Genomic DNA, 23,673 nt, shown 5'->3' with positions numbered 1-23,673 from the left:
CCCTCCTCAACTACAGGCGTGTCACGGGTGTTTTTACGGGTGCTTGGGCACGGAGTGCAGCATCGGCTTCGGGGATGTCTCCCCCGGTGGTGCCCCGATCGCGGTCATGGTGAGGACCAGGGCGAATGCCGCGGCGAGTCCGATCGCCGCGGCGATGAGGGCACGCATGTCCGACCTCCCTTCAGCCGTGCGGCACACGGAGTCCGACGAGAATCTGATGAGGCGTCAGGCCTCTGGGTCGGTGCACCGTAGCAACGCGGGGCGGGAATGAGAACACGTTGTACGGGACGTAGTTGAGCCCCCGGCCGAAGCTCGGCCGGGGGCTCAACTGGGCGCTGTGCGGCGGTCGTTACGACTCGCTCGTTACGAGGCCGTCGTTACGAGGCCGTGGGCGCCGTCACCTTCAGCTCCACGTCGATCGTCGCGCCGCCCGTCGTGGTGACGCGCAGCAGGAACGTGCCGGTGGTGTCGTCCGCGTACAGCTTCGGCAGCGTGAGGTGCCCGTCGGCGCCGGCCGTGAGGCCCTTGAGGGTGCGGAGCTCATTGCCCTTCGCGTCCTTGAAGTAGGGGCCCTTGGCCGCCGTGGCCGGGGCGTCCTCGTCCTTGTCCTCGGCCTTGATGAGCGTCGCGCTCGCGACGACCCCGACGGCGGCCTCGTCCTTGTACGTGGCCGCCAGCACGATGTCCTTCTCGAAGGTGCCACCCGCGACGCAGCTCAGCTCGTCCTCGCCGACCCGTTCCACCGTGTCGGCGCGCGCGACGACCCTCGCCGTGTGGTTGAGGCCGACGGCGCTGTGGCCGACGACGGTGGCGCGGACCGTGAACGGCCCGGTCTTCGCACCCGACTTGAGGACCGGCGCGGTGGCCACGCCCTCGCGGTTCGTCGTGACGGTGGCGCTGGTGGCGCCGGAGAAGGTGGCGTCGGTGGCGCCGACGATCGCGAAGCGGATCTTCACGGAGCCGACGGCGGAGCCCGCCGCGTTCTTCGCCTTCACCTTGACCCGCTCGCTGAAGGAGGCGTCCTGCATGGCGGAGAGCGCGCCGGTGTCCGCGTCGACGAGTTTGGTGACGGTCTCGCCGGCGCTGGGCGGCGGAGTCGGGTCCGTGGTGGGCGGCGGGGTCGTCGAACCGCCGCCCGACGGGGGCTTGGACGGGCTCTTGGGCGGGTTCTTCGACGGGGACTCGGAGGGGTTCTTCGTGCTCGGCGAGTGCGAGGGGCGACTCGGGTTCCGGTCGGAGGGGCTCGGCGACGGGCTCGCGCCGCTGCCGCTGCCGCCGCCGTTGCTCGGGTTGCTGGGCAGCGGACCCGTGCCGTCGGGGATCTCGTGCGCGTTCTTGCGGAAGAACTCCAGCCACCTCAGGACGAGGGCCAGGTAGTCCGAGGAGTTGTTGTAGCTGAGGATCGCCTTGTTGAGGTGCACGGCGTTCGACAGGTCGCGGTTGTCGCGGCACAGGTAGTGGCCGGCGGCGAGGGCCGCGTCGTAGATGTTGTTCGGGTCCTTCTTGCCGTCGCCGTTGCCGTCCCGGCCCGCCCACTCCCAGGTGGAGGGTATGAACTGCATGGGGCCCACGGCCCGGTCGTGGACGGTGTCGCCGTCGTAGGCGCCGCCGTCGGTGTCGGTGATCTTCGCGAAGCCGTTGCCGTCCAGGGGCGGGCCCGTGATCGCCTTGATCGTGTTGCCGTCGTTGTCGACGTCGCCGCCGTTGGCCTGCCCGGACTCGACCTGCCCGATCGCGGCGAGCAGTTGCCAGTCCAGATTGCAGCCGGGCTTGGTGGTGTCGATCTCGGCGGCGGCCTTCTTGTACGCGTCGAGGACGGTCGCGGGTATGCCGCCTTCGGTGCCGCTTCTGTCGCCACCGGTCGGGCCACCGGTCGGGCCCTCGGTCGGGCTGTCCAGCGGGGGGATGGTGGTGTAGTAGTCCGGGCCCGTCGCCGACTCGGGCGGATTGTCGTCGGAGCGGTCCGCCGTGGACCTGCCGCCGTCCGCCGCGTGCGGCGTGCTCACGCCCGGTGCCTGGGACGCGGACAGGGCCGCCACCGCCGCCGCGGCCACCGCGGCCGTGATGACACCCCTGCGCAGTCGCCTGCCGAATACCGCCGCCATGCCGCGAGCCCTCCCCTTTGTCGCCTGTACCGATCCGTCGGTCCGGACCGATCCGCCGGTCCGGTCGGCCGCGGATCCCGGGGTTGCCGGGTCTCGGGCCAGTCGGACTCCTGCGCTCCCCAGCGCACGGATCCCGCCGACCCTACGACAACTTCCGCCGCACAGACACCCGTTCGTGCCCGGAATTGACCGAATGGCCAGGTGAAAGGTGTCGTACGATTCCACGCTCGCACGTACGGGACAACAGGGGGGAACGTGCCGTTCACCATCAGCCACGCCGCGGCGGTGCTGCCGCTCGTGCGGCGGGACGGTTCGGGGCGGGGGCCGTTCGTTCCCGCGCTGCTCGTCGCGGGGTCGTTCGCGCCCGATCTCACGTACTACGCGGCGGGCGTGGTGCCCGGGGCGATGCGATTCGGCGCGTTCACGCACTCGTTGGCGGGGGTCCTCACGGTGGACGTGGGGCTCGCGTTCCTGTTGGTGGCGTTGTGGCGGCTGGTCCGGGAGCCGGTGCGGGGGCTTTTGCCGGGGCGGGTGGCGTCGGCGCTGCGGCCTCGGTCGTCACGGCCGCGCACGCGCTGGTGGCCACTGTGGTGGTACGTGTCGGCGGCGCTCGGCGCCACGACCCACGTCGTCTGGGACGCGTTCACCCACCCCGACCGCTGGGGCACGCGCCTCTTCCCCGTCCTCGCCGAGCCGTTCGCCGGCTCCCCGCTCTACTGGTACGTCCAGTACGCCGGGTCGGCCGCGGCGCTCGTCGTCCTCGTCGTGTTCGCGTGGTGGTCGGTACGGGGCGCTGCCGCGGGTGCGGGCGGGCCGGGCGCGAGCGCCGGGGAGCGGTGGCTGGCGTGGGGCCTGATCCTGGCCTGCGCGTGCGTGGCGGGTGCGGTTCGGGCGGAGCGCTGGCTCTCCTACGTGGACGGTGCCGGCCTCACCTGGCACCCCTGGGAAATCCTCCCGTCCCTGTGCTTCGGCGCCGGCACGGGCCTCGCCCTCGGCCTCCTCCTGTACGCGACGACCTCCGCCACGGTGGACCGGGTCCGGGGCCGGACCACCGGTAACCGGGGCTGATGCCTCCCTTCCCCGTTACACGGCACCGTGCGCCGCCTTGCCCACCCTGCCGCCCCAGGCGGCAGACTGCCCAAGGCGGTGGCGGCCCACCGCCAGGGCGGGGAGCCGTGGTCGGCGACGGTTTGCCCCACCTCCGACGGCGACACCCCGTGGGGCTGACGCCCCCGGAGGGGGCGGGTGGTGGGAGATGAGCGGGGCGACGGCCCCGGGAGGCCAGGTTCTGGGAGATGGGCGGGGTGGCGGCCCCGAGGCGGCGTTCGGGTCACCACGGGTGGGCCCTTCAAGCCCCTGCGGCGATTGAGCAGCGGGGTCCGGGGCGGAGCCCCGAGACCGCAACGCCGGGGCCGGTCGATCAAACCCCGCAGCCGCAACACCGCAAGCCCCGCCGACGATTGAGGCGCGGGGTCCGGGGCAGAGCCCCGAGACCGCAACACCGGGGCCCGGGAGCCGCCGGAGGCTAGTGCGCGGCGGATTCCCAGTCCGTACCCAGCCCCACCGACACATCCAACGGCGCGCGGAGCGTCACCGCGTTCGCCATCTCCCGCCGCACCAACTCCTCCGCCTTCTTCGCCTCCCCAGGCGCGATCTCCAACACGATTTCATCGTGAACCTGAAGCAGCATCCGGGACTTGAGCCCCGCCTCCGTGAGCGCCCGCTCCACGTTCAGCATCGCCACCTTCACGATGTCCGCCGCCGTGCCCTGGATCGGCGCGTTGAGCGCCATCCGCTCCGCCATCTCACGCCGCTGCCGATTGTCCGAGTTCAGATCCGGCAGGTACCGGCGCCGCCCCAGCATCGTCTCCGTGTACCCGGTGGCCCGCGCCTCGTCGACGACGCGCCGCAGGTAGTCCCGCACCCCGCCGAACCGCTCGAAGTACGTGTCCATCAGGCCCCGCGCCTCACCCGGGTCGATGCCCAACTGCCCGGAGAGACCGAAGGCGGACAGCCCGTACGCGAGCCCGTACGACATCGCCTTGATCTTGCGGCGCATCTCGGGGTCGACCGCGTCCCGCTCGACGCCGAACACCTGCGAGGCGACCGTATTGTGCAGGTCCTCACCGGAGTTGAACGCCTCAAGGAGGCCCTCGTCCTCCGACAGGTGCGCCATGACGCGCAGTTCGATCTGGCTGTAGTCGGCCGTCATCAGCGACTCGTAGCCCTCACCCACCACGAACCCGCGCCGAATGGCCCGGCCCTCGTCCGTACGGACGGGAATGTTCTGCAGGTTCGGGTCCGTCGACGAAAGGCGGCCGGTCGCCGCCACCGTCTGGTTGAACGTCGTGTGGATGCGGCCGTCCGCCGCGATCGTCTTGATCAGGCCCTCTACGGTGACCCGCAGCTTCGCCTGCTCGCGGTGGCGCAGCATGATCACGGGAAGTTCGTGGTCGGTCTGCGTGGCCAGCCAGGCCAGCGCGTCGGCGTCCGTCGTGTAACCGGTCTTCGTCTTCTTCGTCTTCGGAAGGTCGAGCTCCTCGAAGAAGACGGCCTGGAGCTGCTTCGGGGAGCCGAGGTTGAACTCGTGCCCCACCGCGTCGTGCGCCTCCTTCACCGCCTGCTGCACGGCGCCCGCGAACATCTGCTCCATCGACTCCAGGTGCGCGCGGTCGGCGGCGATGCCGTGCCGCTCAAGGCGGGCGAGGAGCGTGGACGTCGGCAGCTCGATGTCGGTGAGCAGATCGGCGGCGCCGACCTCCTTCAGTCGCTCACCGAAGGCCTCGCCCAGGTCGAGGATCGCGCGGGCCTGCACCATGAGCGCGTCGGCCTCGGCCTGCTCGTCCTCCTCCGACCCGAACGCCAGCTGCCCGTCCGCCGCGCCCGCCGGGGCCAGTTCACGCCCCAGGTACTCCAAGGACAGCGCGTCCAGCGCGAAGGAGCGGCGCCCCGGCTTGACCAGGTACGCGGCGAGCGCCGTGTCCATGGTGATGCCGTCGACGCTCCAGCCGTGCTCGGCGAAGACTCGCATGACGGCCTTGGCGTTGTGCAGCACCTTCGGCTTCTTCGCGTCGGCGAGCCACTTGGCGAACGCCTTCTCGTCGGCCTCGTCGAGCGTCGACGGGTCGAACCAGGCGGCCTCTCCCCCGGCGGCGGCCAGCGCCACTTCGGTCACCGAACCCGTACCGAGCGACCAGGTGTCCACGGACGCCAGGCCGAGGATCGCCTTGCCGTGCTCGGCCAGCCACGGCGCGACCTCACCCGTGCCGAGCACCGTGCCGTCCAGCTCGACGCCCGGCTCCGCCGGAGCCTCCTCGGCCTCCGCGGCCCCCGGGTCGACGGCGAACAGGCGCTCGCGCAACGACGGGTTACGAATCTCCAGGGTGTCCAGGATCATCGCGATCGCCGTCCGGTCGTACGCCTCGCGGCCCAGGTCCGAGACCGTCTTCGGCAGCTCGACGTCGCGCACCATCTCGGTGAGCCGCCGGTTCAGCTTCACGGCCTCGATGTGGTCCCGGAAGTTCTGCCCCGCCTTGCCCTTGACCTCCTCGGCGCGCTCGACCAACTCCGCGAACGAACCGAACTGGTTGATCCACTTCGCGGCCGTCTTCTCGCCGACACCCGGAATGCCCGGCAGGTTGTCCGACGGGTCGCCGCGCAGCGCCGCGAAGTCCGGGTACTGGGCCGGGGTCAGCCCGTACTTCTCCTCGACCTTCTCCGGCGTGTACCGGGTCAGCTCGGAGACGCCCTTGGTGGGGTACAGCACCGTCACGTTCTCCGTGACCAGCTGGAACGAGTCCCGGTCGCCCGTCACGATCAGCACCTCGAAGCCCGCGGCCTCGGCCTGCGTCGCGAGCGTGGCGATCACGTCGTCGGCCTCGAAGCCGTCGACCGCGAAGCGCGGCGTGTGCATCGCGTCGAGCAGCTCGCCGATCAGCTCGACCTGCCCCTTGAACTCGTCCGGGGTCTTCGAACGGTTCGCCTTGTACTCGGTGAACTCCTCGGAGCGCCACGTCTTGCGCGACACGTCGAACGCCACCGCGAAGTGCGTCGGCTCCTCGTCACGCAGGGTGTTCGCCAGCATCGACGCGAAACCGTAGATCGCGTTCGTCGGCTGGCCCGTCGCCGTCGTGAAGTTCTCCGCGGGCAGCGCGAAGAACGCCCGGTACGCCAGCGAGTGCCCGTCCATGAGCATCAGGCGGGGGCGCCCGCCGGAGCTGCCGTCTGCTGCCTTCGCCACCGGATCCACCGTCTTCTTAGCCGTCTTCGCTGCTGCTTTCTCTGCCACGCCCACGATCCTGCCACGCCCCACTGACAGCGCGGCCCACCTCCGGCCGGAGCGGGCGTTGTCAGACCCCCGTGCGAAGATCGGAGACCTGGCGCACAGCACTGCGCAGGACCGCTCAAAGGGGAGCCGACCCATGGCAAGCAAGCCGCCCGCATCCGACCCGGTACAGGACGCGCCGCAGGTCGCCGCGCCTCAGCAGCATGCCGCCGGGCTCCCCGCCGTCAAGCACTCCCTCAAGATGGCCCGCGAGCAGATGGGCGTGAAGCGGACCGCGCTGACGCTGCTGCGCGTCAACCAGAAGGACGGCTTCGACTGCCCGGGCTGCGCCTGGCCGGAGCCGGAGCACCGGCACGCGGCGGAATTCTGCGAGAACGGCGCGAAGGCGGTCGCCGAGGAGGCCACCCTGCGCCGCGTGACGCCCGAGTTCTTCGCCGCGCACCCCGTCACCGACCTCGCGACGCGCTCCGGGTACTGGCTGGGCCAGCAGGGCCGCCTCACCCACCCCATGTACCTGGCGGAGGGCGGCACCCACTACGAGCCCGTCTCCTGGGAGCGCGCCTTCGACCTGATCGCGGACGAGCTGACCGCCCTCGCCTCCCCCGACGAGGCCGTCTTCTACACCTCGGGCCGCACCAGCAACGAAGCGGCGTTCCTCTACCAGCTCTTCGCCCGCGAGTTCGGCACGAACAACCTGCCCGACTGCTCGAACATGTGCCACGAGTCGTCCGGCTCCGCGCTCACGGAGACGATCGGCATCGGCAAGGGCAGCGTCCTGCTCGAAGACCTCTACAAGGCGGACCTGATCATCGTCGCCGGGCAGAACCCCGGCACGAACCACCCGCGCATGCTGTCCGCCCTGGAGAAGGCGAAGGCCGGCGGCGCGAAGATCATCTCCGTGAATCCGCTGCCGGAGGCCGGACTGGAGCGGTTCAAGAACCCGCAGACCCCCAAGGGCCTCACCAGGGGCGCAGCGCTGGGCGACCTGTTCCTCCAGATCCGCCTCGGCGGCGACCAGGCCCTCTTCCGCCTCCTCAACAAGCTGATCCTCGACACAGAGGGCGCCACCGACGACGCCTTCATCGCCGAACACACCCACGGCTACGAGGAGTTCACGAAGGCCGCCCGCGCCGCCGACTGGGACGAGACCCTCGCCGCGACCGGCCTGTCCCGCGCCGACATCGAGCGCACCCTGGAAATGGTCCTCGCCTCCAAGCGCACCGTCGTGTGCTGGGCCATGGGTCTCACCCAGCACAAGCACTCCGTGCCGACGATCCGCGAAGTGGTCAACTTCCTGCTGCTGCGCGGCAACATCGGCCGCCCCGGCGCGGGCGTGTGCCCGGTCCGCGGCCACTCGAACGTGCAGGGCGACCGCACCATGGGCATCTTCGAGCGCCCCGCCCCCGCGTTCCTCGACGCCCTGGAGAAGGAGTTCGGCTTCGCGCCACCGCGCGAGCACGGCTTCGACGTCGTCCGCGCGATACGCGCCCTGCGCGACGGACAGGCCAAGGTCTTCTTCGCCATGGGCGGCAACTTCGTGGCGGCCTCCCCCGACACCGACGTCACCGAGTCCGCGATGCGCCGCGCCCGCCTCACCGTGCACGTCTCCACGAAGCTGAACCGCTCGCACACCGTCACCGGCGCCCGCGCCCTGATCCTGCCCACCCTCGGCCGCACCGAGCGCGACCTCCAGGGCAGTGGCGAACAGTTCGTGACGGTCGAGGACTCCATGGGCATGGTGCACGCCTCCCGCGGCCGCCTCGACCCGGCCAGCCGCCACCTGCTGTCCGAGCCGGCCATCGTGGCCCGCCTCGCCCGCCGCGTCCTCGGCGCCGAATCGGCCACGCCCTGGGAGGAGTTCGAGAAGGACTACGCGACGGTCCGCGACCGTATATCGCGCGTGGTGCCCGGCTTCGAGGACTTCAACGACAAGGTCGCCGGCCCGAACGGCTTCGCGCTCCCGCACGCCCCGCGCGACGAGCGCCGCTTCCCCACCGCCACCGGAAAGGCCAACTTCACGGCCGCCCCCGTCGAGTACCCGCGCGTCCCCGAAGGCCGCCTCCTCCTCCAGACGCTGCGCTCCCACGACCAGTACAACACCACCATCTACGGCCTCGACGACCGCTACCGGGGCATAACCAACGGCCGCCGCGTCGTCCTCGTCAACGCCGACGACGCGCGCGACCTCGACCTCGCCGACGGCAGCTACGTAGACCTCGTGAGCGAGTGGGAGGACGGCGCGGACGGTATCGAGCGGCGCGCGCCCGGGTTCCGCGTCGTGCACTACCCGACGGCCCGCGGCTGCGCGGCCGCCTACTACCCGGAGACCAACGTCCTGGTGCCGCTCGACGCCACCGCCGACACCAGCAACACACCCGCGAGCAAGTCCGTCGTGGTCCGCCTGGAACAATCCAGGACCGACTGAGCGTTTGCTCAGCCACGTACACGACTCGATCGAGCTAGGCACGACGAACGGAGCCGGGCCCCATGGGCGAGCAGAACCACACGCAGTTCCCGCAAGAGGTCATCGACGAGTACGCCGCGCTCGGCATCGACCTCGTCGCCCTGTTCTCCGCCGGGCACCTCGGCACCCGCATGGGCATCGACGTGAAGGAGGCCTCGGCCGAGCGCGTCGTCGGCACCATGCCCGTCGAGGGCAACACCCAGCCCTACGGACTGCTGCACGGCGGCGCCTCCGCCGTGCTCGCCGAGACCCTCGGCTCCGTCGGCGCGATGCTGCACGGCGGCAGCGGCAAGATCGCCGTCGGCGTCGACCTGAACTGCACGCACCACCGCGGCGCCCGCTCCGGCCTCGTCACCGGCGTCGCCACGCCACTGCACCGCGGCCGCTCCACGGCGACGTACGAAGTGATCATCACCGACGAGCAGGACAGACGGGTCTGCTCGGCCCGCCTGACCTGCATGCTCAAGGAAGCGCCGAACGCCCCTACGACGTAGCCACCGTAGCCACCGCTACGACATAGCCGCCGCTACGACGTAGGCGCCACCGGCAGCGACACCGAACTGTCCCCGGCGCGCACGGTCATCCTCGTGCCCGCCGGGTAGCGCAGCGTGTAGTCGTAATCGGTCGAGATCAGGACGACGCCGAGCCGGTGCCCGGCCTTGAAGACGTAGTCCTCGGGCTGCATGTCCCACTTCAGCCGGTACTCGCGGCCCTCGACGACCTTCGACTGACGCTCGTACGACGTCCGGTTGCGGGCGTCCAGCCAGCCACGCGTCACGATCTTGAAGTCGGCGGTCTCGGTGCGGTGCTTCGTGCGGTACGCACAGCCCGTCTCGCCCGCGAGCCCCGGCACGCCCTCGCCGTAGCAGACCTGCTGCGAGGTGTCGGTGACCGTGCCCGACGTGGCGCGGGTGTCACGCCCGTAGTCGACGAGCAGCGCGGTCACGTACGGCGACGTACCGGCGAGGGACGCCCGCACGTCGACCTTGGGCACACCGTTCAGCCGGACGTCCTTGTCGAGTACGCCCGTCGTGTACGCGAGCCGGTTCCGGTCCGCCTCGTCCGGTGACGTCACCAGCTTCTCCGCGGCGATCGTCCGCCCCACGTCCGTCAGCGACTGGACGCGCGAGGGCCCCGCCTGCCGCCCCAGCGTGCCGTCGGCGCGCAGCCGAAGCGTCGTCGACCGGGTGCCAGGCGCCGGCCAGTCGCTCTGCCGCTTCCAGCTGAAGTCGGCCTGTTCGACGTCGACTTGGGGTTCCGCGGTGATGCCGTTGTCGATGCCGTAGAGGTAGTGGTCGAACCAGTGGTGGACCTGGCGCAGCCACTCCTCCATGCGCAGCGGCATCGGGTTGGAGTGCCCGGCCTGGTGCAGCCACAGCTTGCGCGGCACGTGGTTCTTCTTCAGCGCCTCCCACAGCCGGCCCGCGTTCTTCGTCTTCACGTTCCAGTCGTTGAGGCCGTGCACGACGAACGTCGCCGCCTTGATCCTTTCGGCGTCCTTCAGGTAGTCGCGCTCCTGCCAGTACGGCGACCAGTCCCCGGTCACCCGGTCCTGATCACGCTCCAGCGCGTCCAGGACCGGCTTGCAGATCTCCCGGTCCGCGCGCGAGTACACGTACCGCGCGAGCACGTCGGTGTCCTCGCCCTGGTACGTGCCGGGCGCCACGACGCCGCCGTTCGCGCGGTAGTAGTCGTACCAGGAGGAGATCCCGGAGATCGGCACGATCGCCTTCAGGCCCTCGACTCCCGTGCCGGCGACGGCGGTTGGCAGGGTGCCGTTGTACGAGATGCCCATCATGGCGGCGTCGCCGGTCGACCAGTCGGCGCGGATCGGATCGCCGGCCTCGTCCCAGCCCTTGGCGCGGCCGTTCAGCCAGTCGATCGCGGCCTTGGCGCCCAAGGTCTCGTTGCGGCCGCCCGAGGTCGGGCAGCCGGTGGAGCCGCCGGTGCCGAGGCTGTCGACCTCGGCGACGGCGTAGCCGCGCGGCAGGAAGTAGTTGTCGTAGTACCCGCCGTACGCCACGGCGGGTCCGGTCAACCCGGCTTGCCCCGGCGCCTGTTGGTAGCGCTTACCGGACTCCGGGAGGCCGTCCTCGTCCAGGTCGACGACGTGGTTCGGGACGTCGTTGCCGCCCGCCCAGTACGGGCTCGCCTCGACGATCGTGGCCACCTTCAGGCCCGCCGTCTCCGTCTCCTTGGGGCGCAGGATCCGCATCCGTACGGTGTCGCGCTTGCCGTCGCCGTCGCTGTCGGCCTCCGTCTGGATGTCGACCTTCTGCAGGACCGCGTCTGCGCGCGAGAAGACGGGTTGCGTCTCGCCTTCGGCGATCTTCAACGTGGCGGGGGCGGTGGGGGGTTGGGCGGCGTACGCGGACGGGGCGGTCAGCGCCGCCACCAGCGCGCACACCAACGGCAGACCGAAACGTCTCTTGCCGACGGGCCTGGTGGGTCTGGTGGATCTCGCCATCGTGCCTCCAAGGGCGCGGTCGGGGAGTTCACTCGTGGGACGGGAGGTGACGCGTGGCATTCCATCGCGTCACACCGCGCCAGGCCAGAGGGCCGCGCCCTGCGGATGGCCAAAACAGAGCCCCTGCGGCGATTGAGCAGCGGGGCCCGGGGCAGAGCCCCGCGACGTAGGCCACGCCACCCGGAACCACCCCCGTTATTGGCGGAGCCCCGTCCTCCGACCTACCGTCGAGCATGACCGGCATTGGGCCCGTCGAGCCGTATCGGGAAGCGGCCGACAGCCAACCCCTCCCGCCGCACCCCAGCGATGTCGTCGTCGGCACCGACTCCCCGCGCGCGTACGAACGTTGGGCCGCGCTGTCGTCGCGCAGGCGGCGTCTCCTCCTGGCCGGGCTGGGGGGCGCGGTCGCCGTCGCGGGCGCGCTCTGGTTCCCCCGGCCCGAACCGCCCGCCCCACCGGCGCCACCGCCCTGGCCCGCCCAGGTCACCCACCTGCGCTACGAAGGCGCCCACGGCGCCACCTTCCGGTTCGTCGCCCACGTCGACCGCGGCCCCACCGTGACGATCAGTCACATCCGGGCGGGAGACCCGCGATTGGCCGCCGCGGTCGCGCCCACAACCCCCGTCACCGTCACCCGGGGCACCCCGCGCCCCCTCACCGTACGGATCTCCGTACGCGACTGCGCCGCCCTGCCCCGCGCACTCGACATGGCCTATCTCGACGTCACCCTGCACAACCGGCGCGGCAAGGAACAGCACGGCTTCATCTTCGTCGACCGCTACCCGCACGACCTGTTCACGCTGCTGCACGCCCGCTGCACCGCCCCCCGCTCCGAACTCACACAGCGGTAACACTCGGTTACCTCTGCCGCAACGAAGCAATGCGAACGTCGCACCGCGTAGCACTGTCTTCACGAACGGGGAGCGAACCCCCCTGTCGATCTTGGTAACACCCCGCTCCACTACGGGACTTGAGGTGATCTTGGTCGGACCGTATCCGGCAGGACGCCCCGGCATAACAAGAACGTCACAGCCTCTCCCGCACCCGCGCTACAGTCCGCCACCTGCGCTTATAGTCACGGCCAGTCACCGCGCCGCCGGGCGCGTCACTTGCACGGCCCAGTACCACTCCGTACGGCCCGGCGAGACATACGTCCCCCACCCAATGGGACCGCGCCAGGGAGAGGAATGATCGTGCGACACCGTTCTCTGCTCATACTCACTTCCGTGCTCACCACCGGAGCACTCACGCTCTCCGCCTGCGGATCGCGCGACGAGGACAAGAAGTCCGGCGACGGCGAGAAGACCACCGTGGTCATCGGCGTCGACGCCCCGCTGAGCGGCGACCTCTCGGCCATCGGACTCGGCATCAAGAACTCCGTGGACCTCGCCGCCAAGGTCGCCAACAAGAACAAGGAAGTGCCCGGCGTCACCTTCAAGACCGAACCGCTCGACGACGTGGCCAACGCCTCCACCGGCGGCCAGAACGCCACCAAACTCGTCGGCATGAAGGACGTCCTCGGCGTCGTAGGACCCCTCAACTCCAACGTCGCCCAGTCGATGCAGAAGACATTCTCCGCCGCCAATCTCGTCCAGATCTCACCGGCGAACACCAACCCGACGCTGACCCAGGGCACCAAGTACCTCACGTCCAAGCAGCGCGAGTTCAAGACGTACTTCCGCACCGCCACCACCGACGCCCTCCAGGGCCCCTTCGCCGCCCAGTACGCCTACAACCAGCTCAAGCTGAAGAAGGTGTACGTCGTCGACAACAAGCTCACCTACGGCGCGGGACTCGCCCAGACCTTCCGCGACGAATTCAAGAAGCTCGGCGGAAAGGTCGTCGCCACCGACCACATCAACAAGGACGACCGCGACTTCGGAGCCATCTCCACCAAGATCAAGAACTCCGGCGCGGACTTCGTCTACTTCGGCGGCGAATACCCCAACGGCGCACCGCTCTCCAAGCAGATCAAGGACGCCGGCGCCAAGATCCCCCTCATCGGCGGCGACGCCCTCCAGAGCCTCGACTACGTCAAGCTCGCAGGCAAGGCCGCCAACGGCGACTTCGCCACCTCCGTCGGCGCCCCCGTCGACAAGCTCGACACCGCCAAGAAGTTCATCTCCGACTACCAGGCCGGCGGCTACAAGGAGCCCTACGAGACCTACGGCGGCCTCTCCTACGACGCCGCCTGGGCCATCATCCAAGCCGTCAAGCAGGTCGTGAACGACAACGACGGCAAGCTCCCCAGCGACGCCCGCCAGAAGATCACCGAAGCCACCCAGAAGGTCAGCTTCAACGGCGTCACCGGCCAGGTCGCCTTCGACCAGTACGGCGACACCACCAACAAGACCCTCACCGTCTACCAGGTCAAGAACGGCAAGCACACCCCCGTCAAGACCGGTGAGCTGGAGCAGTAACACCCCAGTAACACCCCAGGGGGAGCGCCCGGACCGACCCCGAGCGCTCCCCCAACCACCCCGGCCCACCACGCGGGGTCCACCACCAACACGCCCCCGCGACCGCCCACTTGACCCACACCACGGAGGCCCAGCGGTGCACGATCTGCCGCAACAGCTGGTCAACGGCCTGATCCTCGGAGCCCTGTACGGCCTCATAGCCGTCGGCTACACCATGGTCTACGGCATCATCCAGCTCATCAACTTCGCCCACGGCGAGATCTACATGATCGGCGGCTTCGGCGCCCTCACCATGTGGCTCTGGCTACCCACCGGCACCGCGCTCGCCGTCGCCCTGCCCCTGATGATCCTCATGGGCATCGCCTGCTCCGTCCTCATCGCCGTCGGCGCCGAACGGTTCGCCTACCGCCCCCTGCGCAACGCACCACGCCTCGCGCCCCTCATCACCGCCATCGGCCTGTCGATCACCCTCCAACAAGCCGTCTGGGCCTTCTACCCGCACGCCAAGTCCGACCGCACCTTCCCCCAGTTCGAGGGCGGCCCCATCGACCTCGGCGCCTTCTCCCTCCAACGCGGCGACCTCTTCCTCATCATCGCCGCCCCCATCTGCATGGCGATCCTCGCCTACTTCGTCGCCAAGACCCGCACCGGCCGCGCCATGCAAGCCACCTCCCAAGACCCCGACACCGCCCGCCTCATGGGCATCAACACCGACCGCATCGTCGTCACCGCCTTCGCCATCGGCGGCGCCTTCGCCGCCGTCGCAGCCGTCGCCTACGGCCTCAAATACGGCCAGATCGGCTTCAAGATGGGCTTCATCGCCGGCCTCAAAGCCTTCACCGCGGCCGTCCTCGGCGGCATCGGCAACATCTACGGCGCCATGATCGGCGGACTCACCCTCGGCGTCGCCGAAGCCCTCGCCACCGCCTACATCCAGGACATCCCCGGCATGGAACTCCTCGGCGGCGGATCCTGGAAGGACGTCTGGGCCTTCGTGCTGCTCATCCTCGTCCTCCTGCTCCGACCCCAAGGCCTGCTCGGCGAACGCGTCGCGGACAGGGCGTGATCACCATGACAGACACCACGACCACGACCACCACCAAGACGCCCCAAGCACTCATCCCCCTCCCCGAGAAGGCCGCCCGCTACGGCACCGCCACGGCCGCCCTCGCCACCGTCGCCAGCACCTTCCTCGCCTGGACCTGGACCGCCGAATTCCCCGGCGACCTCACCGTCACCGGCTACCCCGGCGGACTCCAAGTCCTCACCCTCATCGGCGGACTCCTCACCCTGCTCCTCGCCCTCTCCGGCCTCGGCACCCGCGGCCTGCACTGGCTCACCCCCGGCGGCAGCACCGCCCCCACCCTCCTCCTCGCACTCGGCACCCTCGGCACCACCGGCTACACCATGGGCGCCATCTCCGCGAAACTCGGCGGCGTCGTCAACCTCGAACCCGGCGCCTGGATCGCCGGCATCGCCGCCCTCGCCACCACCCTCTTCGCCCTCGGCCTCCCCACCGACGTCCCCGACCCCGAAGCCACCGGCGCCTGGGCCCGCTTCCGCACCACCCTCAAAGCCCCCACCGCACGCCCCAGCAGCGTCACACTCCCCGACTGGGTCGAAATCCTCATCATCGCCGTCACCTTCGGCCTCGCCCTCTACGTCTTCACGTACGGCATCGACACCGAATACGGCGAACTCTTCGTCGGCTACCTCATCATCGTCCTCTTCGGCGGCAGCGCCCTCACCAAGAGCGGCCTCATCGCCCGCATCACCGGCCTCACCAACAAACACCGCAACATCGCCCTCACCGCCGCCTTCGTAGCCGCAGCGGCCTTCCCCTTCACCCAGTCCAACGACACCTACACCAACGTCGCCGCCAACATCCTCGTCTTCGCCACCGTCGCCCTCGGCCTCAACGTCGTCGTCGGCCTCGCAGGCCTCCTCGACCTCGGCTACGTCGCCTTCCTCGGCGTCGGCGCCTACGCGGCCGCCCTCGTCTCCGGCTCCGCCGACTCCACCATCGGCGTCCACTTCCCCTTCTGGGCCGCCGTCCTCACCGGCGCCGGCGCCTCCCTCGTCTTCGGCGTCCTCATCGGCGCCCCCACCCTGCGGCTGCGCGGCGACTATCTCGCCATCGTCACCCTCGGCTTCGGCGAGATCTTCCGCATCGCCATGAGCAACATGGACGGCCAATCCGGCCCCGACGTCACCAACGGACCCAACGGCATCGCCAACATCCCCGACCTCGTCATCTTCGGGTTCGACTTCGGCGAAACCCACACCGTCCTCGGCGTCGACCTCGCCCGGTTCGCCAACTACTACCTCCTGATGCTCTTCTTCACGATCATCGTCGTGACCGTCTTCCGCCGCGCCGACGCCAGCCGCATCGGCCGCGCCTGGGTCGCCATCCGCGAAGACGAAACCGCCGCCCGCGCCATGGGCATCAACGCCTTCCGCCTCAAGCTCCTCGCCTTCGCCCTCGGCGCCACCCTCGCCGGCATGGCAGGAGCCGTCCAAGGCCACATCCAATACAGCGTTACCCCCGAGCAGTACGTCTTCGTCGAAAACGCACCACCCAACTCCGCCTTCCTCCTCGCCGCCGTCATCCTCGGCGGCATGGGCACCGTCAGCGGACCCCTCATCGGCGCGGCCCTGCTCTACCTCATCCCCGCCAAACTCCAATTCATCGGCGACTACCAACTCCTCCTCTTCGGCCTCGCCCTCGTCCTCCTCATGCGCTTCCGCCCCGAAGGACTCATCGCCGACCGCCGCAAGAAACTCGAATTCCACGACACCGGCCAACTCGACATCCCCGAACAAACGAGCCTGCCCGGCACCGCCACCACGGCAACGACCAAGGCAGGAGCGTGACCACCATGAACACCGTGCTCCAAGCAAGCGGCGTCACCATGCGCTTCGGCGGCCTCACCGCCGTACGAGGCGTCGACCTCAACGTCGACCAAGGCGAAATCGTCGGCCTCATCGGCCCCAACGGCGCCGGAAAAACCACCTTCTTCAACTGCCTCACCGGCCTCTACACCCCCACCGAAGGCAACGTCTCCTACCAAGGAAACGTCCTCCCACCCCAACCCCACCGCGTCACCCAAGCAGGCGTCGCCCGCACCTTCCAGAACATCCGCCTCTTCGCCAACATGACCGTCCTCGAAAACGTCCTCGTCGGCCGCCACACACGCACCAAAGAGGGCCTCTGGTCCGCCCTCCTCCGCGGCCCCGGCTTCAAAAAAGCCGAACGAGGCTCCGAAGAACGCGCCATGGAACTCCTCGAGTTCATCGGCCTCACCCACAAACGCGACCACCTCGCCCGCAACCTGTCCTACGGCGAACAACGCAAACTCGAAATCGCCCGCGCCATGGCCAGCGAACCGGGCCTGCTGCTGCTGGACGAACCAACCGCCGGCATGAACCCCCAAGAAACCCGCGCCACCGAAGAGTTGGTCGTCGCCATCCGCGACCAAGGCGTCGCCGTCCTCGTCATCGAGCACGACATGCGCTTCATCTTCAACCTCTGCGACCGCGTCGCCGTCCTCGTCCAAGGCGAAAAACTCGTCGAGGGCACCAGCGAAGTCGTCCAAGGCGACGAACGCGTCATCGCCGCCTACCTCGGAACCCCCTTCGAAGGCGCCCCCGAAGACACCGCCATCGAAGAAGTCCAGGCCGCCGAGCACCAGGCCACCGCAGAAGGGGACAGCAAGTGACCGCGCTACTGGAGGTCGAAGACCTCAAGGTCGCCTACGGCAAGATCGAAGCCGTCAAAGGCATCTCCTTCAGCGTGGAGGAGGGCCAGATCGTGACGTTGATCGGCACGAACGGTGCCGGCAAGACGACCACGCTCCGCACCCTCTCCGGACTGCTGAAACCTTCGGGCGGCAAGATCACCTTCGCCGGAGAACCCCTGGCCTCCGTCCCCGCACACAAAATCGTCGCCATGGGCCTCGCCCACTCCCCCGAAGGCCGCAGGATCTTCCCACGCCTCACCATCACCGAAAACCTGCAACTCGGCGCCTTCCTCCGCCGCGACCAAGCAGCCGTCGAAAAAGACATGCAGCGCGCCTACGAACTCTTCCCCATCCTCGGCGAACGCCGCCGCCAAGCAGCAGGCACGCTCTCCGGCGGCGAGCAGCAAATGCTGGCGATGGGCCGCGCGTTGATGTCCCAACCGAAACTGCTGATGCTCGACGAGCCATCGATGGGCCTCTCCCCCATCATGATGCAGAAGATCATGTCGACCATCTCGGAGCTGAAGGCCCAAGGCACGACGATTCTGCTGGTGGAGCAGAACGCGCAGGCGGCGCTGTCACTGGCCGACCAAGGACATGTGATGGAAGTCGGCTCCATCGTCCTGTCAGGGACCGGAGAGCACCTGATGCACGACGAATCCGTGCGGAAGGCGTACCTCGGCGAGGACTGAACACCTCCGTGCCGTACGCGAATGTGGCCCGTGCCCCTCGGAAAGGGACACGGGCCACATTGACTTGGCGCTGAACGTCAGCCCCTCGACGCCTTCTTCTCCTCGGCGTCCTGAATGACCGCCTCAGCGACCTGCTGCATGGACAGCCGCCGGTCCATCGACGTCTTCTGAATCCAACGGAACGCCGCCGGCTCCGTCAGCCCGTACTCCGTCTGCAACACCGACTTCGCCCGGTCCACCAGCTTCCGCGTCTCAAGGCGCTGGGTGAGATCCGCGACCTCGTTCTCCAACGTCTTCAACTCCGTGAAGCGCGACACCGCCATCTCGATCGCCGGGACGACGTCGCTCTTGCTGAAGGGCTTGACGAGGTACGCCATCGCACCGGCGTCCCGCGCGCGCTCCACGAGATCGCGCTGCGAGAACGCGGTGAGCATGAGTACGGGGGCGATCGACTCACCGGCGATCTTCTCCGCCGCGCTGATGCCGTCCATCTTCGGCATCTTCACGTCGAGGATCACCAGGTCGGGCTTGTGCTCACGGGCCAGCTCGACGGCCTGCTCGCCGTCGCCGGCCTCGCCGACGACCGTGTAGCCCTCTTCCTCGAGCATCTCTTTGAGGTCGAGGCGGATGAGGGCCTCGTCCTCGGCGATGACGACGCGGGTCGTCAGCGGCGGGACGTGCGACTTGTCGTCGTCGACTGCGTCTACGGGCTCGGGCGTCTCGGGGGCGGTCACGGGGGCGCTCCTTGTTCGGGCAGGCGGTGTGCTGCTGCCCTAAAGCCTACCTAGCTGCGGCTCCGGCTCATGAACCGGTACACTCAGCGCAGTGCCGAGCCGGGTTGGTGGAACGGTATACACGGAGGTCTCAAACACCTCTGCCTGAGAGGGCTTGCGGGTTCGAATCCCGCACCCGGCACAGAACAGGAAGCGGATGTTCACGTTCTCGTGAACATCCGCTTTTTGCTGCATGGCGTGACGTCCGGTCACGCACTGTGTTCGCATGAACCATCACGGCACAGAAGTACGGCAGCGGGCGCTCACACTCCTCAGGGACGGCGCGAGGAACGCAGACGTGGCGCGCGGCCTCGGCGTCCCTCTCGGGACCGTGTCGTATTGGCTCCACATGGACAGAGCCAAACGGGGCGAGTGTCCCGGCTCGCACGGTCCGACCTGCCCCCGCTGCGACGGTCGCCCGCTCGACGCGGCGGCCTACTCGTATCTGCTCGGCCAGTACCTCGGCGACGGCCACATCAGCCATTACTCAGGGCACCGTGTCCCCAACCTGATGATCACCTGCGCCGACGCCTGGCCGGGCATCGCGGACGAGACCGAACAGGCCATGCAGGCAGTGTTCCCCGACAACCGTGTCTGCCGCGTCCGACGCACGGGGTGCCACAACGTGAAGGTCTACTCGAAGCACCTGGCCTGCCTCTTCCCGCAGCACGCCCCCGGAAAGAAGCACGACCGCAAGATCACGCTCGAACCCTGGCAACAACAGATCGTCGACGCCTACCCGTGGGAGTTCATCCGCGGCCTCATCCACTCCGACGGATGCCGCATCACGAACTGGACGACCCGGCTCGTCGCCGGTGAGCGAAAACGCTACGAGTCCCCCCGGTACTTCTTCACCAACAAGTCCGACTGCATCCGGCAGCTCTATACCGACACCCTCGACAAGCTCGGCATCACCTGGACCCACTGCACGCGCCACGGCAACCCGTACAACATCTCGGTCGCCCGCAAAGCGGACGTCGCGCTCATGGACGCCCACGTAGGCCCCAAACACTGACCCGCAATATGACCGATCACACCACCCCCACCCGCCCCCTGGGACCCGCCCCAAATCCCCCGTGAACCCTTGACCGCCGTACCCCCTCCCGGGCCAAGTTGATCGAACCCGCCCACCCTCGGAGAGGTACGCATGAGCCCGATGAACCGGCGTCGTTTCATCGCCGCCGCAGCCGGCGCCGCCGCGGCTGCCACCGCCGTGAGTCCCGAGTCCGCGTTCGCCACGCCGAGAGCCGGTAACGGCGGGACCCAGGACAGCAGCGCGACGACGGAAACGGATGAGGGCACCTTGAACTTCGACGACAAGACCGACTTCGCCAACGCCGACAAGGGCTTCATCGCCGCCCTGACGCCCGGCGTCGTCAAGAACGCGAAGGGCAAGGTCGTCTGGGACAACGACGCGTATGACTTCCTGAAGGGCGAGGCGCCGGAGACCGTGAACGAGAGCCTGTGGCGGCAGGGGCGGCTCGCCGCCAAGCAGGGGCTCTACAAGGTGACGGACCGGATCTATCAGGTCCGCGGGCTCGACCTCTCCAACATGACGATCGTCGAGGGCGACACCGGCCTCATCGTCATCGACCCGCTGATCTCCGCCGAGACGGCCGCCGCCGCGCTGAAGCTGTACCGCGACCACAGTGAGCACCGTGACGCCGACGCCAAGAAGGTCACGGCGCTCATCTACACGCACCCGCACGTGGATCACTTCGGTGGCGCGTACGGAGTGCTGCCCGATGGCGCGCCGGACGGCGTTCCGGTGATCGCGCCGGAGGGGTTCCTGGGGCATGCCGTGTCCGAGAACGTGTATGCCGGTACGGCGATGACGCGGCGTTCCTCGTACATGTACGGCGCGCAGTTGCCCAAGTCGGCGAAGGGGCAGGTGGGTTGTGGGCTCGGGCAGAACGTGTCGCTCGGGACGGTCGGGTTGATCGCGCCGACGAAGGACATTACGAAGACGGGTCAGGTCGAGACGGTCGACGGGGTGCGGATCGAGTTTCAGATGACGCCGGGTACGGAGGCTCCGGCGGAGATGAACTTCCTCTTCCCTGACCTGCGTGCGGTGTGCATGGCGGAGAACGCGACGCACACGATGCACAACATCATTACGTTGCGTGGTGCGCAGGTGCGGGATGCGCGTGAGTGGGCGCATTACTTGAATGAGGCGATTGATCTCTTCGGCGGCCGCGTCGATGTGGCGTTCGCTTCGCATCATTGGCCTACGTGGGGTGGGGAGGACATCACCGAATTGCTTACGGAGCAGCGGGATCTGTACGCGTACATGCATGATCAGACGCTGCGGATGATCAATTTGGGGATGACGGGGCGGGAGATCGCTGAGGAGATCAAGTTGCCGCCGGCGTTGGAGGGTTGGGCGAATCGTGGGTATTACGGTTCGCTGAGTCACAACGTGAAGGGGATTTATCAGCGGTACATGGGGTGGTTCGATGCGAATCCGGCTCATTTGTGGGAGCACACGCCGGTTGATGAGGCGGAGCGGTATGTGAAGGCGTTGGGTGGCGCTGCGGCGACGGTCGCGAAGGCGAAGGGGTTTGTGAAGGGTGGGGATCTGCGGTTCGCGGCGACGTTGTTGAATCATGTCGTGTTCGCGGATCCGGATCACAGGGCGGCGAAGTCGGAACTCGCTTCTGTGTATACGAGGTTGGGGTATGCGGCGGAGAACGCTGTGTGGCGGAATTTCTATCTGACGGGGGCGATGGAGCTCACTGAGGGTGTGAAGTCGGGTGAGTCGACCACGGTGAGTCCGACGATGATGATGGCGTTGAGTGTCGATCAGCTCATTGATTCGGTGGCGGTGCGGATCAATGGTCCGAGGGCGTGGGATGTGAAGGTGCGGATGGACTGGAGTTTTCCGTCCATGGGTCGCGTCTATCACTTGACTTTGCAGAACGGTGTGTTGACGTATCGCAGTGATGACAAGGCGGACGGCACCGCAGGGGTCACGCTCACGATGACCAAGCCGCAGTTGCTCGCGTTGTTGGGTGGTAAGGGGCTCGGGGATATCAAGGTGGAGGGTGACGCGTCGTTGTTGCAGAAGGTGCTCGGTGTCGTGGATGCGCCGGACAAGAGTTTCGCGGTTGTGACCCCGTAGCTGCGTGATTCCGCAGTAGGCAGGGGCATGATTTGGGGCCGCATCCACGGGGGAGGTGCGGCCCCAACTGCTGTCACAATCCGTCTACTTCGGGCTGTCGTCCTCGCCGATGTGGTGGATGCGGACGAGGTTCGTCGAGCCGGGGACTCCGGGTGGGGAGCCGGCGGTGATGACGACGGTGTCGCCCTTTTTGCAGCGGCCGATCTTCAGGAGTTGTTCGTCGACCTGGGCGACCATGGCGTCGGTGGAGTCGACGTGCGGGCCGAGGAAGGTTTCGACGCCCCAGGTGAGGTTGAGCTGTGAGCGGGTCGCCGACTCGGGGGTGAAGGCGAGGAGGGGGATCGGGGAGCGGTACCTCGACAGTCGTCGTACGGTGTCGCCGGACTGGGTGAAGGCGACGAGGAACTTCGCGCCGAGGAAGTCGCCCATTTCGGCTGCCGCGCGGGCGACGGCGCCGCCCTGGGTGCGGGGTTTGCTGCGCTCGGTGAGGGGCGGGAGGCCCTTCGCGAGGATGTCTTCCTCGGCGGCGGCGACGATGCGGGACATCGTCTTGACGGTTTCGATGGGGAATTTTCCGACGCTGGTTTCACCGGAAAGCATGACGGCGTCGGTGCCGTCGATGACGGCGTTGGCGACGTCGCTGGCTTCGGCGCGCGTGGGGCGGGAGTTGTCGATCATCGAGTCGAGCATTTGGGTCGCGACGATGACCGGCTTCGCGTTGCGCTTGGCGAGTTTGATGGCGCGCTTTTGGACGATCGGGACCTGTTCCAGTGGCATTTCGACGCCGAGGTCGCCGCGGGCGACCATGATGCCGTCGAACGCGGCGACGATGTCCTCGATGTTGTCGACGGCCTGGGGTTTCTCGACCTTGGCGATGACCGGGAGGTGGCGGCCCTCTTCGCGCATGATGCGGTGGACGTCTTCGATGTCGCGGCCGCTGCGGACGAAGGAGAGCGCGATGACGTCGGCTCCGGTGCGCAGCGCCCAGCGGAGGTCGTCCTGGTCCTTTTCGGAGAGGGCGGGGACGGAGACGGCGACTCCGGGGAGGTTGAGGCCCTTGTGGTCGGAGACCATGCCGCCTTCGATGACGCGGGTGCGGACGCGGGGTCCTTCGACGCCGGTGACTTCGAGGGTGACCTTGCCGTCGTCGACGAGGATGCGTTCGCCGGTGGTGACGTCTTCGGCGAGGCCGTCGTAGGTGGTGCCGCAGGTTTGGCGGTCGCCTTGGATGCCGCTTTCGACGGTGATGGTGAACTCGTCGCCGCGTTCGAGTAGTACGGGTCCTTCGCTGAATCGGCCGAGTCGGATCTTCGGGCCTTGAAGGTCGGCGAGGATTCCGACGCTGCGGCCGGTCTCGTCGGAGGCCTTTCGCACGCGCTGGTAGCGCTCCTCGTGTTCGGCGTAGGTGCCGTGGCTGAGGTTGAAGCGGGCTACGTCCATTCCGGCTTCGACGAGTGCCTTGATCTGCTCGTACGAGTCGGTGGCGGGGCCCAGGGTGCAGACGATCTTTGCTCGGCGCATGTTTTCGAGCCTAGACCTTACCGGCGGGTAGGGAATTGGTCGGTCATGACTACTCAACAACCTTTGCGTGAAGGGCTATTGACAA

17 protein-coding genes and 1 tRNA gene are annotated in these 23,673 nt (G+C 68.4%); 12 read left to right on the top strand and 6 right to left on the bottom strand.

Annotated elements, in window-relative coordinates:
• Positions 1 to 33: 33 nt before the first annotated feature.
• Positions 34 to 168: an SPW_0924 family protein gene (locus tag RBJ65_RS27020; protein ID WP_306322260.1), complete on the bottom strand. Its 135-nt coding sequence runs from the start codon at positions 166 to 168 to the stop codon at positions 34 to 36.
• Between the two features lie 209 nt (positions 169 to 377).
• Positions 378 to 2,105 carry a lytic transglycosylase domain-containing protein gene (locus RBJ65_RS27015; RefSeq protein ID WP_306322259.1) on the bottom strand — a complete coding sequence of 576 codons (1,728 nt, stop codon included), beginning with the start codon at positions 2,103 to 2,105 and terminating at the stop codon, positions 378 to 380.
• 255 nt (positions 2,106 to 2,360) lie between these two features.
• On the opposite strand from RBJ65_RS27015, the gene RBJ65_RS27010 reads away from it, so the two are divergent.
• Positions 2,361 to 3,173, top strand: a complete 813-nt coding sequence (locus RBJ65_RS27010) for a DUF4184 family protein (protein WP_306322258.1) — start codon at positions 2,361 to 2,363, stop codon at positions 3,171 to 3,173.
• Positions 3,174 to 3,630: 457 nt separating this feature from the next.
• On the opposite strand, the gene polA is transcribed toward RBJ65_RS27010, so the two are convergent.
• On the bottom strand, positions 3,631 to 6,300 hold the full coding sequence (gene polA / locus RBJ65_RS27005; RefSeq protein WP_306322289.1) for a DNA polymerase I: 2,670 nt from the start codon (positions 6,298 to 6,300) through the stop codon (positions 3,631 to 3,633).
• 226 nt (positions 6,301 to 6,526) lie between these two features.
• On the opposite strand from polA, the gene RBJ65_RS27000 reads away from it, so the two are divergent.
• The gene (locus tag RBJ65_RS27000; protein WP_306322257.1) at positions 6,527 to 8,815 is read left to right on the top strand and encodes an FdhF/YdeP family oxidoreductase; all 2,289 of its coding nucleotides are present in this window, start codon (positions 6,527 to 6,529) and stop codon (positions 8,813 to 8,815) included.
• A gap of 62 nt (positions 8,816 to 8,877) precedes the next feature.
• On the top strand, positions 8,878 to 9,348 hold the full coding sequence (locus RBJ65_RS26995) for a hotdog fold thioesterase (RefSeq protein WP_306322256.1): 471 nt from the start codon (positions 8,878 to 8,880) through the stop codon (positions 9,346 to 9,348).
• Between the two features lie 32 nt (positions 9,349 to 9,380).
• On the opposite strand, the gene RBJ65_RS26990 is transcribed toward RBJ65_RS26995, so the two are convergent.
• On the bottom strand, positions 9,381 to 11,321 hold the full coding sequence (locus RBJ65_RS26990; RefSeq protein WP_306322255.1) for a Xaa-Pro dipeptidyl-peptidase: 1,941 nt from the start codon (positions 11,319 to 11,321) through the stop codon (positions 9,381 to 9,383).
• 233 nt (positions 11,322 to 11,554) lie between these two features.
• On the opposite strand from RBJ65_RS26990, the gene RBJ65_RS26985 reads away from it, so the two are divergent.
• From RBJ65_RS26985 to RBJ65_RS26960, 6 genes are all read left to right on the top strand, one after another.
• The gene (locus RBJ65_RS26985; RefSeq protein WP_306322254.1) at positions 11,555 to 12,172 is read left to right on the top strand and encodes a hypothetical protein; all 618 of its coding nucleotides are present in this window, start codon (positions 11,555 to 11,557) and stop codon (positions 12,170 to 12,172) included.
• Between the two features lie 342 nt (positions 12,173 to 12,514).
• On the top strand, positions 12,515 to 13,741 hold the full coding sequence (locus tag RBJ65_RS26980) for a branched-chain amino acid ABC transporter substrate-binding protein (protein ID WP_306322253.1): 1,227 nt from the start codon (positions 12,515 to 12,517) through the stop codon (positions 13,739 to 13,741).
• Positions 13,742 to 13,877: 136 nt separating this feature from the next.
• Positions 13,878 to 14,807: a branched-chain amino acid ABC transporter permease gene (locus RBJ65_RS26975; protein ID WP_306322252.1), complete on the top strand. Its 930-nt coding sequence runs from the start codon at positions 13,878 to 13,880 to the stop codon at positions 14,805 to 14,807.
• Positions 14,808 to 14,812: 5 nt separating this feature from the next.
• Complete coding sequence (locus RBJ65_RS26970) at positions 14,813 to 16,615, top strand: branched-chain amino acid ABC transporter permease (protein WP_306322251.1); 1,803 nt, start codon at positions 14,813 to 14,815, stop codon at positions 16,613 to 16,615.
• A gap of 5 nt (positions 16,616 to 16,620) precedes the next feature.
• Positions 16,621 to 17,460: an ABC transporter ATP-binding protein gene (locus tag RBJ65_RS26965; protein ID WP_306322288.1), complete on the top strand. Its 840-nt coding sequence runs from the start codon at positions 16,621 to 16,623 to the stop codon at positions 17,458 to 17,460.
• A complete protein-coding gene (locus tag RBJ65_RS26960; RefSeq protein ID WP_306322250.1) occupies positions 17,457 to 18,173 on the top strand; it encodes an ABC transporter ATP-binding protein in 717 nt (238 codons plus the stop codon). The genes RBJ65_RS26965 and RBJ65_RS26960 overlap by 4 nt, the downstream gene beginning before the upstream one ends.
• 77 nt (positions 18,174 to 18,250) lie before the next feature.
• Here the strand turns inward: RBJ65_RS26960 and RBJ65_RS26955 are convergent, their stop codons facing one another.
• Positions 18,251 to 18,907 carry an ANTAR domain-containing response regulator gene (locus RBJ65_RS26955; RefSeq protein WP_306322249.1) on the bottom strand — a complete coding sequence of 219 codons (657 nt, stop codon included), beginning with the start codon at positions 18,905 to 18,907 and terminating at the stop codon, positions 18,251 to 18,253.
• Between the two features lie 98 nt (positions 18,908 to 19,005).
• Between RBJ65_RS26955 and RBJ65_RS26950 the strand changes: the two genes are divergently transcribed.
• The 3 genes from RBJ65_RS26950 (at position 19,006) to RBJ65_RS26940 (ending at position 22,067) form a co-directional block, all read left to right on the top strand.
• Positions 19,006 to 19,088, top strand: a tRNA-Leu gene (locus RBJ65_RS26950).
• Positions 19,089 to 19,172: 84 nt separating this feature from the next.
• Complete coding sequence (locus RBJ65_RS26945) at positions 19,173 to 19,961, top strand: helix-turn-helix domain-containing protein (protein WP_306322248.1); 789 nt, start codon at positions 19,173 to 19,175, stop codon at positions 19,959 to 19,961.
• A 132-nt stretch (positions 19,962 to 20,093) separates the two neighbouring features.
• A complete protein-coding gene (locus tag RBJ65_RS26940) occupies positions 20,094 to 22,067 on the top strand; it encodes an alkyl/aryl-sulfatase (RefSeq protein ID WP_306322247.1) in 1,974 nt (657 codons plus the stop codon).
• Between the two features lie 84 nt (positions 22,068 to 22,151).
• Here the strand turns inward: RBJ65_RS26940 and pyk are convergent, their stop codons facing one another.
• Entirely contained in the window at positions 22,152 to 23,588 is a 1,437-nt protein-coding gene (gene pyk / locus RBJ65_RS26935) for a pyruvate kinase (RefSeq protein ID WP_306322246.1), read from the bottom strand.
• Positions 23,589 to 23,673: the final 85 nt, after the last annotated feature.

This window comes from Streptomyces sp. KL109B, assembly GCF_030766935.1.
Classification (GTDB): Bacteria; Actinomycetota; Actinomycetes; order Streptomycetales; family Streptomycetaceae; genus Streptomyces.
Note: the sequence above shows the minus strand (reverse complement) of the source record. Positions and strands in the feature narration are given on the sequence as shown.

Coding starts and splice junctions, on each gene's coding strand:
- RBJ65_RS27000 (WP_306322257.1), top strand. CDS start 6,527: ATGGCAAGCAAGCCGCCCGCATCCGACCCGGTACAGGACGCGCCGCAG.
- RBJ65_RS26995 (WP_306322256.1), top strand. CDS start 8,878: ATGGGCGAGCAGAACCACACGCAGTTCCCGCAAGAGGTCATCGACGAG.
- RBJ65_RS26945 (WP_306322248.1), top strand. CDS start 19,173: ATGAACCATCACGGCACAGAAGTACGGCAGCGGGCGCTCACACTCCTC.
- RBJ65_RS26985 (WP_306322254.1), top strand. CDS start 11,555: ATGACCGGCATTGGGCCCGTCGAGCCGTATCGGGAAGCGGCCGACAGC.
- RBJ65_RS26965 (WP_306322288.1), top strand. CDS start 16,621: ATGAACACCGTGCTCCAAGCAAGCGGCGTCACCATGCGCTTCGGCGGC.
- polA (WP_306322289.1), bottom strand. CDS start 6,300: ATGCTCATGGACGGGCACTCGCTGGCGTACCGGGCGTTCTTCGCGCTG.
- RBJ65_RS26940 (WP_306322247.1), top strand. CDS start 20,094: ATGAGCCCGATGAACCGGCGTCGTTTCATCGCCGCCGCAGCCGGCGCC.
- RBJ65_RS26970 (WP_306322251.1), top strand. CDS start 14,813: ATGACAGACACCACGACCACGACCACCACCAAGACGCCCCAAGCACTC.
- pyk (WP_306322246.1), bottom strand. CDS start 23,588: ATGCGCCGAGCAAAGATCGTCTGCACCCTGGGCCCCGCCACCGACTCG.
- RBJ65_RS27020 (WP_306322260.1), bottom strand. CDS start 168: ATGCGTGCCCTCATCGCCGCGGCGATCGGACTCGCCGCGGCATTCGCC.
- RBJ65_RS27015 (WP_306322259.1), bottom strand. CDS start 2,105: ATGGCGGCGGTATTCGGCAGGCGACTGCGCAGGGGTGTCATCACGGCC.
- RBJ65_RS26990 (WP_306322255.1), bottom strand. CDS start 11,321: ATGGCGAGATCCACCAGACCCACCAGGCCCGTCGGCAAGAGACGTTTC.